At 54.6% G+C, this 14,531-nt stretch carries 18 protein-coding genes and 1 pseudogene; 14 read left to right on the top strand and 5 right to left on the bottom strand.

Annotated features, from left to right (window positions below; all coding sequences use genetic code 11):
• Positions 1-11: 11 nt before the first annotated feature.
• Positions 12-431 carry a hypothetical protein gene (locus BXA01_RS12275; protein ID WP_042610556.1) on the bottom strand — a complete coding sequence of 140 codons (420 nt, stop codon included), beginning with the start codon at positions 429-431 and terminating at the stop codon, positions 12-14.
• Between the two features lie 364 nt (positions 432-795).
• Between BXA01_RS12275 and BXA01_RS12270 the strand changes: the two are divergent.
• Positions 796-1,176, top strand: a pseudogene (locus BXA01_RS12270) (DEAD/DEAH box helicase); the annotation flags it as partial.
• Between the two features lie 823 nt (positions 1,177-1,999).
• Here BXA01_RS12270 and BXA01_RS12260 read toward each other — a convergent pair.
• Positions 2,000-2,452: a helix-turn-helix domain-containing protein gene (locus tag BXA01_RS12260; RefSeq protein WP_076564259.1), complete on the bottom strand. Its 453-nt coding sequence runs from the start codon at positions 2,450-2,452 to the stop codon at positions 2,000-2,002.
• A gap of 240 nt (positions 2,453-2,692) precedes the next feature.
• Here BXA01_RS12260 and BXA01_RS12255 point away from each other — a divergent pair, with 240 nt between their 5' ends.
• From BXA01_RS12255 to BXA01_RS12220, 9 genes are all read left to right on the top strand, one after another.
• Entirely contained in the window at positions 2,693-3,205 is a 513-nt protein-coding gene (locus tag BXA01_RS12255) for a hypothetical protein (protein WP_076564258.1), read from the top strand.
• Positions 3,206-3,314: 109 nt separating this feature from the next.
• Positions 3,315-3,959 (top strand): HAD family hydrolase, encoded by a 645-nt coding sequence (locus BXA01_RS12250; RefSeq protein WP_076564257.1) that lies wholly within the window; start codon positions 3,315-3,317, stop codon positions 3,957-3,959.
• Positions 3,960-4,133: 174 nt separating this feature from the next.
• Positions 4,134-4,313, top strand: a complete 180-nt coding sequence (locus tag BXA01_RS26970; RefSeq protein ID WP_157115966.1) for a hypothetical protein — start codon at positions 4,134-4,136, stop codon at positions 4,311-4,313.
• A gap of 142 nt (positions 4,314-4,455) precedes the next feature.
• Positions 4,456-5,118 (top strand): tyrosine-type recombinase/integrase, encoded by a 663-nt coding sequence (locus tag BXA01_RS12245; RefSeq protein ID WP_076564256.1) that lies wholly within the window; start codon positions 4,456-4,458, stop codon positions 5,116-5,118.
• Positions 5,118-5,657, top strand: a complete 540-nt coding sequence (locus BXA01_RS12240; protein ID WP_076564255.1) for a hypothetical protein — start codon at positions 5,118-5,120, stop codon at positions 5,655-5,657. Before BXA01_RS12245 ends, BXA01_RS12240 begins: the two co-directional genes overlap by 1 nt.
• Before the next feature lie 157 nt (positions 5,658-5,814).
• On the top strand, positions 5,815-6,087 hold the full coding sequence (locus tag BXA01_RS12235) for a hypothetical protein (protein ID WP_076564254.1): 273 nt from the start codon (positions 5,815-5,817) through the stop codon (positions 6,085-6,087).
• A gap of 51 nt (positions 6,088-6,138) precedes the next feature.
• Positions 6,139-6,690: a hypothetical protein gene (locus BXA01_RS12230; protein WP_076567720.1), complete on the top strand. Its 552-nt coding sequence runs from the start codon at positions 6,139-6,141 to the stop codon at positions 6,688-6,690.
• Between the two features lie 98 nt (positions 6,691-6,788).
• Entirely contained in the window at positions 6,789-7,049 is a 261-nt protein-coding gene (locus tag BXA01_RS12225) for a hypothetical protein (RefSeq protein ID WP_076564253.1), read from the top strand.
• Between the two features lie 105 nt (positions 7,050-7,154).
• Positions 7,155-7,379, top strand: a complete 225-nt coding sequence (locus BXA01_RS12220; RefSeq protein WP_076564252.1) for a hypothetical protein — start codon at positions 7,155-7,157, stop codon at positions 7,377-7,379.
• Between the two features lie 35 nt (positions 7,380-7,414).
• On the opposite strand, the gene BXA01_RS26965 is transcribed toward BXA01_RS12220, so the two are convergent.
• Positions 7,415-7,552: a hypothetical protein gene (locus tag BXA01_RS26965; RefSeq protein WP_157115965.1), complete on the bottom strand. Its 138-nt coding sequence runs from the start codon at positions 7,550-7,552 to the stop codon at positions 7,415-7,417.
• Positions 7,553-8,661: 1,109 nt separating this feature from the next.
• On the opposite strand from BXA01_RS26965, the gene BXA01_RS27300 reads away from it, so the two are divergent.
• The 4 genes from BXA01_RS27300 to BXA01_RS12200 all read left to right on the top strand — a co-directional run bounded on the left by BXA01_RS27300 (position 8,662) and on the right by BXA01_RS12200 (position 12,613).
• On the top strand, positions 8,662-9,063 hold the full coding sequence (locus BXA01_RS27300) for a hypothetical protein (protein ID WP_231991033.1): 402 nt from the start codon (positions 8,662-8,664) through the stop codon (positions 9,061-9,063).
• Between the two features lie 302 nt (positions 9,064-9,365).
• Positions 9,366-10,505 (top strand): CBASS cGAMP synthase, encoded by a 1,140-nt coding sequence (locus BXA01_RS12210; protein ID WP_076564250.1) that lies wholly within the window; start codon positions 9,366-9,368, stop codon positions 10,503-10,505.
• A 3-nt stretch (positions 10,506-10,508) separates the two neighbouring features.
• A complete protein-coding gene (locus BXA01_RS12205) occupies positions 10,509-12,125 on the top strand; it encodes a ThiF family adenylyltransferase (RefSeq protein ID WP_076564249.1) in 1,617 nt (538 codons plus the stop codon).
• Between the two features lie 92 nt (positions 12,126-12,217).
• Positions 12,218-12,613: a Mov34/MPN/PAD-1 family protein gene (locus BXA01_RS12200; protein ID WP_231991032.1), complete on the top strand. Its 396-nt coding sequence runs from the start codon at positions 12,218-12,220 to the stop codon at positions 12,611-12,613.
• A 277-nt stretch (positions 12,614-12,890) separates the two neighbouring features.
• Here BXA01_RS12200 and BXA01_RS12195 read toward each other — a convergent pair whose 3' ends face one another.
• On the bottom strand, positions 12,891-13,106 hold the full coding sequence (locus BXA01_RS12195) for a hypothetical protein (protein ID WP_076564247.1): 216 nt from the start codon (positions 13,104-13,106) through the stop codon (positions 12,891-12,893).
• A complete protein-coding gene (locus BXA01_RS12190; RefSeq protein WP_076564246.1) occupies positions 13,099-14,310 on the bottom strand; it encodes a hypothetical protein in 1,212 nt (403 codons plus the stop codon). The genes BXA01_RS12195 and BXA01_RS12190 overlap by 8 nt, the downstream gene beginning before the upstream one ends.
• Between the last annotated feature and the right edge of the window lie 221 nt (positions 14,311-14,531).

Here is a 14,531-nt window from a genome sequence, read left to right as displayed (position 1 = left end):
AACGTCCTTATTCAAGCGGCGGGTTGCAGGCCGAACATCGCCAGTTGCTGAGTGCTGCCCTTGTGCTGGATCAGGCGCGGGTCGTCGAGAGGAAAGTCTTTACCCAGTTCGCTCTCGAGAATCGCCTGCAACTTGTGATTGTCGACCTGTCCATCCGGGCCAATGGCTTGCTTGAGCTTGGCCGGATCGATCTGCGCGGTGTGGCCCGGTTCGAAATAGATCGCCCCGGTGGCGAAGTCGACGGCAAACGCGATCAGCCCGGGAATGATGTAGAACAGCAGGCCGACGGCATCAAGCACGGCAATCGCCGGGTCGATCTTGCCGTCGATCTGGCCACGGCGGTCCGGGTAGAAAATCGAACCGCACGCCGACAGTTGCGTGAGCAGAGTGGCAACCAGAACACCGCCGATCAGGCGAGAGGGTAAGCGCATGGAAATGTCTCCTGAGTCATCAAATAACGAAGCTTCGTCTTGTGAAGTTAAGACCCTGACGAACGTCAGACAGTTCGTCGTTATACTCGCGGCGGGCAGGGCGTACCCACAGTAAATTGCGGCCTCGTCTCACCCCTACTGAAATACGTTGAGGATTGAAGTTGTTTTCTCCAGATCGACACCGCGTGAAGGCTGATGAATTCTATCGGGGTTCGGCCCTCCGGGCTAAAGCTGTGAACGCGCCATGCTGCGTTGCGGGACTTGGCAAGGAAACGACCCTTGCCCGCGTCCGGCGCCTTGCCTGGCACGCTCACAGCTTTAACGCGACTCGCAATTTACTGTGGGCACGCCCTGGGGAGCCAGCATGATTTCTTTGCCAATCGACGATGTTTTACCCGCCCTGCGTGAAGCCCTCGCGTCACGCCACGAAGCCGTGCTCGAAGCACCGCCCGGCGCCGGTAAAACCACCCGCGTGCCTTTGGCCTTGCTCAACGAAGCCTGGCTGGCCGGGCAGACCATCGTCATGCTCGAACCTCGGCGTCTGGCTGCGCGGGCGGCGGCGGAACGTTTGGCCAGCGAGCTCGGCGAGCAGGTCGGTGAAACCGTCGGCTATCGCATCCGCCTCGACAGCAAGGTTGGCCCGAAGACGCGTATCGAAGTGGTCACCGAAGGCATCCTCACCCGGCGCTTGCAGGACGACCCGGCGCTGGACGGTGTGGGCTTACTGATCTTCGACGAATTTCATGTTTTCCCACAATCCCTGAAACCACCTATTTCTTGTCAAGCTGCGTAGCCCCAGTCGACGCCTCTGCCTTGGCTTTGAAGTCAAAGCCCAAAAGGCTTTGATGCTCCTGCTCCTGCTCCTGCTCCTGCTCCTGCCTGGAAGAGCCTTAGCCGTGCATCTGATGGGGAGTGGATGGAGGCCGGTCTATCTGACACAGCGCGATTGATGACCTCCCGTTGTACTGATCCAACGTGCTAGCCGCCAAGTTTCCATGTAGTAGCGTCGCGTGAACTTCTTAACAATGAGTCGAGCTGATGGGTCGGCAACCCGAACAGGCTAAGCCGTGGGGGAAGGCACTTGTGGATGTCGCTCAGCGGCAGCTCAATCACCTACGTGAGTGCTCTCTCGTTGGTTTGCCCAACCGCATTTCGCAGTAAAAGAACCCCTACTCAAGGAGGGCGTCGAGACGTTGGCTCAAGGAAAGCCAATCGCGGGTATCAAAGTCCTGGTGACGGAGATTGAGGGCATATTGAACGGGGCGTACCGAGCTCACAATGGCAAGGCCGGAAGACCAAAGCGCTTCTCGGCCTTGCCATTGAGAGCGCAGAAAAACGAACTGGTGGCCCCGGTACCCTGTTCCTAACCACCGAATTCAACCGCTACCTGTTGAACTACATGTTCGCCTACTATGACCCGGACGACCTCACGCAAGGCTCGGTTTCCCGGCACCTCGTGGGGCATGGAGATGCAGGTATTGGGAGCTACACGATGGTCAGGGCGCACCAGGTAATCCTGACCCTAGATCAATTGGCCTTCTACACGTGATACAGACGGTCAGTGGACATCAATGCCAATGGCGCTGAACGGTCGTCCTTGGAATCCCCAATTCCTTCGCGACATCGACTTGTCTGAGCCCTTGGCTCTTCAGTCCTTGGACTTGAGCGCGAGTTGCGGCAGCTCGAACGCTGGTCGGATGCGTTGTATCCATTGCCTGAGCTGAGAGCTGCGGAATCTTATCAGCCAGTCCAAGGTTTTCGAGCTCACTAATCGCCCTCAGCAATACCTCTTTGGGGGTGACCTCGGAATCAGCGGCTACCGCAACGGCCAACAAGGCCGACGGCGTGATGCCGAGCGCCTGGGCCAGCTCTCCCGCCGCTTTGACTGTAGGACTGGTTTTGCCGCTTTCCAGTTGACTCACGTGCGATCCAGTTACCCGGCCCGTTAGATCTTTTTGGGTCAGGCTCTTGGTCGCACGGATCAGCCGCAGCGCTGCGGCGAAGCCTTCCTGAATCGACATTGCGGCATCTCAAAAGCAGACGGTATGCCGTGTTTGCTTGAGTCCGAACAAATCTATATATTTAATCGTGTGGGCTTTTTGCCAGTATTGGTGTTGCGGATTGCACCCCGTGCGAGAGGGGAATTCCGCTTTGGTTGCCCGCGAAGCCCTGCGTCTGAGCTGACCATCAAGGATGGCCATGCGGATGGCTAGGTTAGTCAAAATTTTTGCTGTACAGGATAGGGCCTAAAGGAAGTCAGGATGTCAGAGCTGAAGAAAGTCACTGTTACGGTTAAAAATTTTGAATCCAGCTCAGCTGACGACTATGCGCGTCTCTATAAAAAAGTACGCCTATTAGATGAGTCTGGTAAGAACATCTACTTTAAGAATTTGATCATTCCTAAATACTTGGAGCGCCGTGGTGCATTTGCCCCTGACACTCCGAGAACGTGGTTTGTAAAAAACGTTCATAGATCGGCAGTGGTCTTGGTAGCGTTTGAAATCCAAAGCGGCACAATTGAGTATGATCTGGATGAAGTTCGCGGGTTGTCCCGAAGGGGCTTTTGGAGCGGGGTTCTGATCGGTATCGCCGCAATTCCTGCTGGAGTCATTGTGGCAATTGCAACGTATGGGCTCGGATTGGCCTTGATCCCATTTATGTTGTATCAAGCCTATTCGCAAGTCTTCAGAATTCCAGCCAGGCTGAGCCGCAAACAACTGCTTCAAGACTTTTCCCACCACGGGATCAGCGTCGGAGAGGGCTGGTCACGATAGTTGCGAGGCGCCGCTGGAGCAGCGGCGCACCTTGGCTGAGGTGTGCCACCTAACGCTCGTGACGCGTCCGTATGCTTGCTGAAGGTTATACAAGCAGGAGTTCCACCGCATGCCCATCGCAGCCGCGATTTTCGACGCATTCGGAACAGTCGTTCAGATTGGACGCAAGCGCCATCCGTATAGGCAGCTCCTTCGCCTAGGCGCTCTCCAAGGACGCAGGCCAAGTGCTGCTGACCTCCATCGTTTGATGACTTCCAGCCTCGACCTGGACGCTGCTGCCGAAACGTTCGGTATTTGTGTGAGCCCTGCGCAAATGATGTCCTTGCAGCATGACCTGACGGATGAGCTCGACTCCATCACTGTGTATCCCGACGCAATCGATGCGCTTCGGTTGCTCAAGGCCGAGGGAATAGCTACAGGTATCTGCTCGAACTTGGCCGCGCCCTACGGCCCTGTTCTCCGCCAGCTTTTCAGCGACGTCCATGGCTTTGCCTTGAGTTACAAGGTCGGCGAGATGAAACCGCACCCAGGCATCTACCGCGATATCTGTCATCAGCTTGGAGTCAATCCAGCGCGGGGCATGCCGCCATCAGGCGAGCGTGTTGTGATGATTGGTGACTCCATGCAGTGCGATCGGCACGGCCCTGAAGCTATCGGGATTACTGGGTTCTATCTGGATAGGAAGGGGGGTGGGGCTATCTCATCCTTGGTGCAGTTCACTGAGCATGTGATCGAGATCAATCGAGCCGGTTAAAGCACCGGCGTAAGCGTCCGGCGAACTCGCTTTCCGAACTCCAGCTTTAGGGGCGATGGTGTCCGCGTATTTTTAAGCGGATTCGATCACCCTTATCACCAGGATTTCCATGCGCCAACGAAGCTCTTATCCCAAACCATTCAAGGCCCAGGTCGTTCAGGAATGCCTGCAACCGTGTCCAGCGTTGCCATCAGCCACGGCATCAACGCTAATGTCATCCGCAAATGGCTGCCGCTCTATCGAGACCAATCCGCAACACTTTCGCTGCCGGCATTTGTCCCGCTGAAGTCTGCACCTAAAAGGCCCGCCGAAATGTCAGTGACAATTGAAGGCTATTCGGATTTGCGTGTGTAGAAGCAGCCCAACGCTGATGGCTGAGCGTGTGGAATCCCATTTTCCGTGAACGCGAGTAACACCAACAGGCCGGGGCTACCTCCGGCCTTTTTGTTGACGTACTATGTCAGGATTGATGTCAAATCAGCATTTAGAGTGAAACATGCCCAAGGCGATTGTTATCGAAGATGAGCAGCTTGAACACGCTGTGAGAGTCGCCAAAGTGAGCAGCCAAGAGAACGGCGGTCGAGATGCGGCGTTGCTGCTTACCTGCTTTGGCACCGGAATGACCGTGACGGAGATTTGCCGCCTGCGTGTGAGCGACTACCTCACCGAGTCAGGCGCTGTGCTGATCGATTCCCAGGTGCGTGCAGAAATCGCCTACAACCATCGTTCTAGGCCTTTGTGCTGGACCAGCAAGAAGTTGACCAATGCTATAGACGCGCACTTGGCCGAACGGCTCGCTCGCGGTCACGGCGTTACGACCAGGTTGATGGCTTTTCGTGGTCTCGATCCAGACTCGCCGTTGTTCGTGTCCGGTCGCACTGGCGAAGGATTGAAGATCAGCGCTCAACGGCGCGACGGTAAAACGTACTACAGCGCGAACCAACTCAGCCGACTCTATACGCGGTTGTTTGGTCTTGCTGGCATTGAGGGAGCCAGCGCGCAGTCAGGGCGGAGGACATTGGCGGTCAAGCTTAAGCGTAGAGGGATCGATCTGCGGCACATCAGCGAGATACTTGGTATCGAGAGCCTAGAGGCAGTGAAAAAACTCTGTGCGGGCGATCCAGCGCGCTTGGGCGATATTGTACGGAGAATCATTTGATGAACACCAGGATGTCACCCGATGAGTTCAAAGCTGAGTACCGACGCAAGGGATGGACGGGGCGAATGCTTTCGGAACGTTGGGAGAAATCGGTCGCATGGATCAGCAAAATCGGCAATGACCCAGAGCGGGAACCTCACTGGGATGATGCAGTGCGAGGTCTTCCAGATGATAGATTGAACTACAGTTCAATATTCCTGTTGCCAGAAGTTGAAGCATGGTTCAACATGGATGCTGAAGACCAACTCAGCAGGAATGACGAAATGAATGATTTCATTGCATTGATGGATGCTTTTAACAAGTCCACCGAAACAGAAGTGAACCTCGTGAAGCGAGTTTCGATTGAGCTGCTGCATTACTTTCGTCTTGCGGAGGCTTACAGCTGGCTCGCAGTGAAGGATCAAATTGATCGGGCAGCCTCTAAATCGGGCGTAGCGTCCGGGCACATTGCTTTGAAATGGATTAAAGCCGCTCAGGATAAACGGTTGACTGCTGCGATCGACCAGCACCGCAACCTGGTGATTACAGAAACTCGCTAGCACGGAAAATCGCTTCCAGAACTTTTCCGATGTGCAAAAAGAGATCACAGGTAGGTCATGGATGAAAGCCTGTTGCATCAACAGCCCGCCCAGTGCGGGTTTTGCCAGTACCAGAGGGCGGCTTTCGCACCTCACTTGCGACGGAATGAAAGGCACCATGGATTACCTCGGCCCCATCGATTTGACCCTGATCTACAGCAGCCCAGGGCTGGAAACTACAACCTGCCACCCTGGCGTCACCGCTACCCTGTTCTACAACGAGCCGCAACGTACCTGGTCGGTTATGGTTGACCATCAGGACAACCTTGTCCGCGATGGGCTGATCCGCGCAGAAGTAGTTCTGTCTGATGGCCGCAAGCTTGTCGGTGCTGCGCGCCGCCCGTCCATCTTGGGCAACTGCTTCGACCTGGTTGAAGACGGCCGCCAGTAACTAGGAAAGAAATGCCTTTTGGCGTCCAGCGCATCAGGGACTGACATGATCATGGAAAAAGAAACGCCTTCGGGCTACAAGCCTGTACAGGACGATGTGTTGAAGACACTGGGCCTTGCTGTGATCGCGGGGCAGGGTGTTGAGCGCCTATTGAGCAGTTGCCTTACGTTTCCTTTGCACGACGAGCCACTGCAAACTGTGGAACAGGTACAGCACCTACTAGAGCGACATTCAAAACAAACATTGGGGCAAATGCTCAAATCGTTAAGGAGTCGGGTAGATCTACATCGCACCTTCGACGATAAATTGGCTAGCTTTCTCCAACATCGCAACATCATCGCGCATCGGCTACATGACGTTCCCGGAGGCTATGACCTGCATTCCGATGAGGGAAGGAAGAGGCTAAAAGCTTTCCTGCTCCAGTACATGGAAGATGGTCACGTTGTCAGCATGGTCCTGGTAGGCGTTTTGCGGGAATGGACGCGTCAAGTGGGCATAGAAACTCCCACCGAGCACCATCTGAGTCCGCGTATGCGGGATCACCTCGACGCCAATGTAATACCAAATTTGGAAGACTTAATCAGGTCTAAAAAAACCATCTGAATCCACGGAAAAGTCGCTGCCCATCCACCCCGCCGCCGTGCGGGCTTTGGCAGTACTAGGGCGCGACTCTCGCGGCCGTAAACCGATCTGGACGTAGCATGGCAAAAAACTGGGAACAGGCGCTAATCGCCGTTGTTGAGCGAGAACTCGCCCAGCTCGAATGGCTCATCAAATCTGAACGTGCGGGTGAGGAAGATATTGAGCGTGGGGATGTTCATGCTCAGATCGACCGTTTGTGCAGCCTGACCGACTTGGCTCAGCCTGAAGGATTGCCAGTGAGCGAAACGACAGGTGCCAAGCTGCATCAGTTGAATGAAGCCGCCATGAGCATGGTTCGTTCAAGGCTTTCTAACATCTAGGAATTCGCTCAGCTGCACCCTCAAGCCCTGGCCTAAAAAACCGGGGCCGAGGACGTAGAGATAGGCGCGATACCCGCGCCCAGGATCGAGCAGGGAAAACCCGCCATGCCCATGATCGACAGTGACACCTTCAAAGCTGAACTGGATGCCGCGAATCTTGCCCGCGAGGCTCTGATCGACCATCAGATTCTGCCAAAACCTTACGATCGTGATTGGCATCAAGCCGAGTCAGCGCGCTTGTTGGAGGCCTATCAAGCGGCGACCAACTCGCTGGCCCATCAGATGAAAAAGGTGGTCGGGCTGGCCGAAACCGTTGCCCTCATCGGGTAGCAACTGATCCGTTCAAGGAAAAATCGACTATGCCGTCACCAACTCCACTTGTGCTCTACGTGTACCGCTGTGCCGCATGCGGCCATGCCGGCGAGTTGCGCCTTGCCGAATCCGCGCTTGAAGTAACCACTGCCTGCACTACTTGCGGTGCCGAGGTGGTGGCTGGTATTCATTTCCTAGTCTCAGGAAGCATACGAGACTGAGCTTTGAGATTCCTCAAAAAACAAGGTTGAAGCTAGACTTCGCTTCCACCGCTTCGGGCTTTATGCACGTTACGTCTCTCCACCTAGAGTTTCGTTAGCTGCAGCTTCCGATCCTGGCCTCTATGACGTGGCTCTGTTGCCCGGCGACGTTAATATCAAGGTCGGAGCTTTGAGTGAGCAAGCGATCACTTCGATAAACCCGTAATCCTGGTTGCCGGAAATCATGAATTGTATGGATCGGCATGTGGCAAGGCTTTCGGATGCCTGAAGTCGGAGGCCAAGCCAAATCTCCACTTTTTTGGAACGAAGAAGCGTCGAGCTCGACGGAGTGAGATTCGTGGGTTGCTCGTGTTGGACGGACTTTGAGAGCACCAGAAACTCCGGGCTCGCGATGTTCGACGCCCGGATGATCTAGACGCTGTAGGGCAGATGACGTGGAAACCATCGCCCTTATCGTTGAGATCTGGAAGGTGTGTTCGCCGGATGCTTACGTACCGGCTGCACGTGTGGAGCGTTGAGAAATTGAAGGGCAAGGTGATTTAGTTGGGGGCGCGTTCTGATCGAAAGGTGAGGCCATTTGTGAATGCTTTGGGGGATTCAGTGGTTAGTCACGGCGAAGGGGCGGGGACAGGCCCAAAGCAGCGATCAGAACAGGGCTCCAAATAGGCGGGGCGAGCGCGGGTTCAAGTATGTACGGGTTCGGCCAATTGACCTTCGTAAGCGTCATCAATGCCCCGAAGCAATCGCAATCTGGATTGTCATATACACCATATTGGCGAGCGTATAGGGTAAGACGCTGACAGCCAAAATTGAGGTGCGGAATGTATCAAGTCATGGGGATCACCAAGACCCTAGGGTACTTCGCTACCACCTGTGTGGTGGTCTTCCTGGTCATGAACCATAGCGACATCTCGGCATTGGTAGCGGGGCCGCTTATGGATCTACGACGACCCATTACGTCAGCAGTCACGATCGCAGCTGGCATTTTCTGGGTGCTAGGTCAGACCCCTGTATTCGTTTTGATCTGCAGGCTCCCTTTTGTTCGATCGTATCTACCCCCCATTGATGGGGAGTGGGACATGGAGCTGAAGTCCAATTGGGGGATCATGCAGAAATGGCTCGGCCAAGGCGATGGGGCTTCTCTGATCACCGTTCCTGGCAAAGTCAAAATCAAAGCGCGTCTGTTCAGCGTCAAATTGGAATTCGCATCAGCCGATGGCTATTCAGAATCTAAGACCATTAGCGTCTCTGTGCGGCCCAGCGATCAGACTGGTCTGTTGGAGCTGAATTATATGTTCATCAACTACACACAAATTCCCGTGGCTACCGATACCAGTACCCACACCGGCGCTGCCCGAGTGTTTGTGAAGGAGTCAGGTGGTGAGCTGTACATGGAAGGCACCTACTTTACAGATCGCAAGTGGACTGAAGGGCTGAACACCGCAGGCTTGGTGACCTTCACAAGGTCTAAAGCCGCCTGATCATCATGGCAGAGGTATTGATCAGGTACCGGTTTGTACTAGATGTAGTATCAGTGGCGACATGTTGATCTACATGTTGTGGTATGGCACTATGTCATCTCACGTGTCATCTCACGTGTCATCTCACGTGTCATCGAGCATGGTAGCTGACAAACCGGGAAAGACTGCACCCTCTGGAATTACGTGGTTGGCGTAGGGTGGCAGTGACGAGATTCAGGGGTGCATCGCGCGCTCGGTAGTCTCGATGTGATAGTCAGCAGTTGCTGGAGGCACCGTTCATTTAGCGCCTGAGCGGAGGCTTCATGCCCAATTTCAGTCCCTTGCTGTTCACTACCACTGGGGAAGCTTGCTTCCTTGACGAGCTTAATCTCGCCCCCGAAGAGTTGGCCCAGATCGATGGTGCCCGTAAAGATATCCGGGAGGCCCTGAAGGCCGAGCTTCCTGGCGCCCTTCGTGATAAAGGTTTGGAAGGCGACATCTGCGAACCACGATTTTATATCCAGGGATCGCGCGCCTACAAAACGCTGAACAGCCCCTGTACAACCCCACCTCAGCAGTCGGATATCGATGACGGTGTCTACCTTCCGCTGAGTGTCATGCGCGAAGAGAGCAGCCCCAAGCTCGCTATCGCTTTGTTCTTTGACGCAGTTATCGATGTGCTCGGCCCTATGTGCGCTGAAAGGGGTTGGCATACCCAGGCTAAAGACACTTGCGTGCGGGTCACTATTTCACCTTCCGCACACATCGATCTCCCGCTGTACGTGATCCCTGACACCTTGTTTGAGTTGATCAAAGCCAACATGGAGAGCCGTGGCCGTGCGGTCTTCGATAGCGCGATAAATTCTGAACGAGACAGCTGGAAGACATTGCCCTCGGACAAAATTCTGCTGGCTGACCGCAAGCAGGGGTGGCGTAAGTCTGATCCTATGGCGATGAAGAACTGGTTCAAGCGTGAGTGCCTTGAAAAAGGTGACCAGCTCATACGCGTCGTGCGCTACCTGAAGGCATTTCGGGATAAGAGATGGGAGGACAAGGGCCCGAGCTCGATTCTGCTCATGGCTGCAGCCTGTCCGTTGTTCCAATTCTTCGACAAGCGCGATGACCGCGCGTTGTTAAACGTGGTCAAGGGCATTCCAGACGCTCTGCGCAACGGGGTCGCAAGTCCAATCGATCCAGACGCATCGCTCACTGCTCCTATGGCAAAGGAAGCCCTTGCAGATGCCGTAGAGTTTTTTGAAGAGTTTGCTCGCTACCTTGAAGGCGCAATTGACGCAACCGATGCCCATACCGCCAATAATTGGTTGCACCAGATGCTCGGTGACCGATTCCCCTATGCCCCCTATCGTATGAAGTCGAACCCTGAGAGCATGCCGGCCTCAATGGCTGCGATCGCACCTCTGGCCGGGCCTGCGGAGCCAGTGAAGCGTACTAAGGCGGGCTGATCCATGAGCGCGATGCCGGAGGTGCTGCGTCACATGAAGGAGTGGGGGTTCACCAAGGTGGAACCTCAGCCGAGTACGGGCTGGCTCGCGATGGCGGGTGAGCTGGTCACGGCCACTCAGGGAACAGTCCAGTGTGAGGTATGGCTAGACCCATCCTTCGAAAGGCCGCTCCAGCTCTGGCTCACTGGGCTTCCGAAGGCCCTTCCTCGTGTTGTGCCCCACCTCTCGCCTGACGGCTATCTGTGCTATTCGGCGCCGGGCACCGAGGTCATCGATATCTTTGACCCGGTCACTCAAACCCGTACATCCCTGCTTCAGGCGACGGAGGTTATTGAACAGATTCTGGCCGGGAAGATGAAAGAAGATCTGCAAGAGGAGTTCTTTGTCTACTGGAACGGTGATTACTGCTTCCATGATATCGAGAGGCGCGAATCCGGCATGGTTGAGCTTCTTCAGCTCTCGGACAGCACGATGTACGTGCTGACTGACGATGCTGAGCGAAGTCGGGCCAAATTTGCGCGTCCAGGGCGGGCGATTGACAGAATCACATCGAAGGTCGCGATGATCACGTCCAGCGCAGCCCCTAGACCTCTGCAGGACAACTGGCCTCCTAAAACGCTGGATGAGATTCTTGACTGGCAGCACGAACTTGACGATGCCTGCAGGCGCAAGATTCGCGACAGAGTTACCGCAGCTTACCGTGAAGGAACTCGCGCTCTGATGATCGTCATCGAGTCTGAGAAAACGATATACAGCTACGGGTTCATCGTGCACGACCTGCAGCGTAACCGACCTCCTGGTCAGCGATCGGTCGACCAACGCCTCCCCATTTTCGAATGTCCTATAAAACCCTTAAAGATGCTTCGTCTCGATGATAAATACCTGGCGGAACGCAACATCCCCGGCCAGACCACGTTTGCAGGTAAGCGGATCGGTTTGATCGGCTGCGGCACTATCGGGGGGTTCTTGGCTGAGATGCTGGTTAAGGCGGGCGCTGGAATCGGAGGTGGCGAGCTGTCGTTGATCGATAATGACTACTTGATGCCTCAAAATCTGGGTCGCCACCGGCTTGGCTTCAATTATCTGTTCCGTTCTAAATCTGAAGCGCTTGCGGACGAGTTGAAGATCATCATGCCCAGTGTCCAGGTGCGAGGCTTCAACAATGACGCCAAAGACGTCAATTTGGCTGACTTAGATCTCATCATCGATGCCACCGGTGAGGAGTCATTCGGGCACTGGCTCGCTAAGTCGACGTCCTGTTCTACTTTGCACGTTTGGATAGAGGGGGCAGGGGTAGCAGTGCGCTCGCTGATCAAGCACCGCGATGAGCAAGGGTGCTACCGCTGCGTAACTGAAGCCAATAAACAGGGAGAGTTGTTATCCGTGATAGGTGGAGTTGAGCCAATCTTTGCCGGGCAGGGGTGTGAAGGCCTTTATGTGCCATTCCCTGCATCGGTGTCGATTCAGGCAGCGGCCCTTGGATTGGACTCTGCATTGGCGTGGGTAGCTGACAACCCTTGGCCTTCGCTCTGCACGCGGCTGACCGATCACAGTTATGAGTCGGCGACGCCAGATTGCTCGCCACTCCCGCACATCGGTTGCCCAGTATGCCGCACATAGCGACGTGGGTCGTACCTGGTACTCAACAGCTGGTGTATCTGCGTGAGCAACCGCTAGAGGTATTCAAACGGTACATCCAGGAAGGCATCAACTTGAACGAGGCGGGTGGGATTCTGCTTGGCCATGTGCGTGGCGAGCACTTGGAGATTATCGAGGCGACAGAGCCCTCTTTCTGGGACAGGCGGTTCAGGTTCCTTTTTGAGCGAATGCCCTATATTCACCACAAGCTCGCGATGAAGCGCTGGAAGGAGAGCAGAGGACTGGTGCGCTATGTTGGAGAGTGGCATACCCATCCGCAAAACTATCCAGCGCCGTCCTCGATCGATTTAACTGAGTGGCAGATCCTAGCTGCTGACCGGCGCGACGCCCGTCCTTTGCTGGCCTTGATCGTTGGGTGTAAGGGGCTGCATGTTGAGTACATGTTCAGCACTGGCAAGCGATGTATCCTTGCCCCGTTCGACGCGCCTATTGAACCTGTCTGGCGTTGAAATGCCAGCCGCTACAGTCCAGCCCTTTGGTTGTCCCTCGGAAACGGTGTAAACCTATTTTTTAACGTGTAAACCGTTGGATTTACACGTTAAAAAATAGGTTTACACCATCAGTGGTCAGACGCATGAAAAGTCAGGTTCAATGGCTGACTTAGCTGTACGCGTGCGATCGTCTAGCTGAAGATAGGGGTAGCCTAAGCAGCCAAGATCCTCAGTCCCGCAGATACAAGAAAGCCACCTTTCGGTGGCCTTCTGCGGGGCGAGTAACAGGGGAGCCTTACCGGTGCTCTACCACGGTCACCATGTCGAGGGATCCGATGCCCTTCTCAACAACATCTTTCGCCTTGGCAATCATGGACGCCCTCAATTCATCGCGGGACATCCGACCGCTGTATATCTTAGCGAAAGCTTTGTTCTTCAGAGCAACGGAGGCATCAACTCCAGCGTCAGCTGGATTCTCAGCTCGCACTGCAGCAGGAGCAAATTCAGTCATTGTCGTTTGCCTCCGTGTCAATAAAAGTACGGTATAATGATATCATATCGTGTAGATACGCGCAAATAGGCTGCAATAGCTGAACAAACTGTGCATTGCGACTATCGCCCATTAAGATGTTTGCTTTATTGTTATAAATGTTAAGGCATGCGACCGGAAACTTATCTCCATTGTCTTTGCTTCCCATATTCCTGGGCAGTAGAGGAATGGACAGAATGGAGGTTGCGTAGCGGTGGCTGCTGTAATAACTGGCAATGGTTGACTTGTAGTGCTCGGTTAAATGTTTATTCTCTACTGCCTCTTGGTCGAGCCACTCTTTAAAGTGAGTGCGAGAGTCTTGGATATACTGTGACTGACCCGACGCCACGGCCACCGGGCCGCCCGGAATGTTGGGGTGTGATTTTGCATGATCTTTAGCGTCCATGCAGAAAGGGAAGCAGATTGGCAGGATATCGGTGTCTGGTTTCGCAAACTCTTCACCACCCACATAAGTGGATAATTCGAGATCGCTGATATGTAAGATTCCATCCGCGTTATCTAGCCGTGCGTCAATGTTTGATCCGAACAGAAAGAAAGGACTATTGTTGACTTCCTGTGTGTACTGCCGGCGAATCAGGTCTTTATCACGCTCAACCAACATGATGTTGGCGCGATAGGTTTCCTTCGGCGCGCTGTCCCAGTTCTGAGCGAGGATAAGGATTTTCGTCAGGTATAGTCGAATATCAGCCGCAACGGTCTGCTTGGATACTGGAGTTGAATTGTCCTGCGCAAGGTTTTCGAAGTGGAACCTGATATCAATCATGGTGTCGCTGTACGCAGCCAGGAATTGCTTTGGCGGCATGGTGGTCAGGCGATCTTGAAGTTCTTTCTCCTTGGCTCTCGTTGTTGTGATCACCCCAATCTCTCGAAGGAAGACCGCGAACACGGCTGCGATGGAAAACTCGATGGAAGGCCAGAGATAGCTGGTCGCGAAAAAGTCATCCCACGTTTGGGTCGCGGTGTACTCGGCTTTGATGTCACCACTCATGACCGAAATCATGGCGGCGCTTCCGATGGTCAGCAACGCGATGATCAGCGACCCCCAGCTCGTGCCGATGAGCTGGCACACGCCAAGGAAGAGTTTTTTTGTCCAGAACCATGTGGTGGCCCCGCCGTTTTTCAGTCGTCCGAGCCCTTTCCGTGGTTTTGCTTGCCGGTTATCCAAAATCAAATTCCATGTCAGTTATTACTCAAACCGGCCAATTCGGCGGTGTCGGTCAGTAGCCATACTTCCAGACAAGCCCAGACCGCTACCACCCAAAGGGCCGAGCGCCCGGCGTGCCGTTGTGCACAGAAATGATCGCCCACGACGCATTCTCTGTAGTTGGGTACCAGTTCCCGCTGCGGGCGAAATCATTAACGTCGACGCGATATCGCCGACCAGAG

Origin of the sequence: Pseudomonas sp. B10 (assembly GCF_900156235.1) — a bacterium.
GTDB lineage: Bacteria > Pseudomonadota > Gammaproteobacteria > Pseudomonadales > Pseudomonadaceae > Aquipseudomonas > Aquipseudomonas siliginis.
This window is presented reverse-complemented; position numbering and strand designations above follow the sequence as displayed.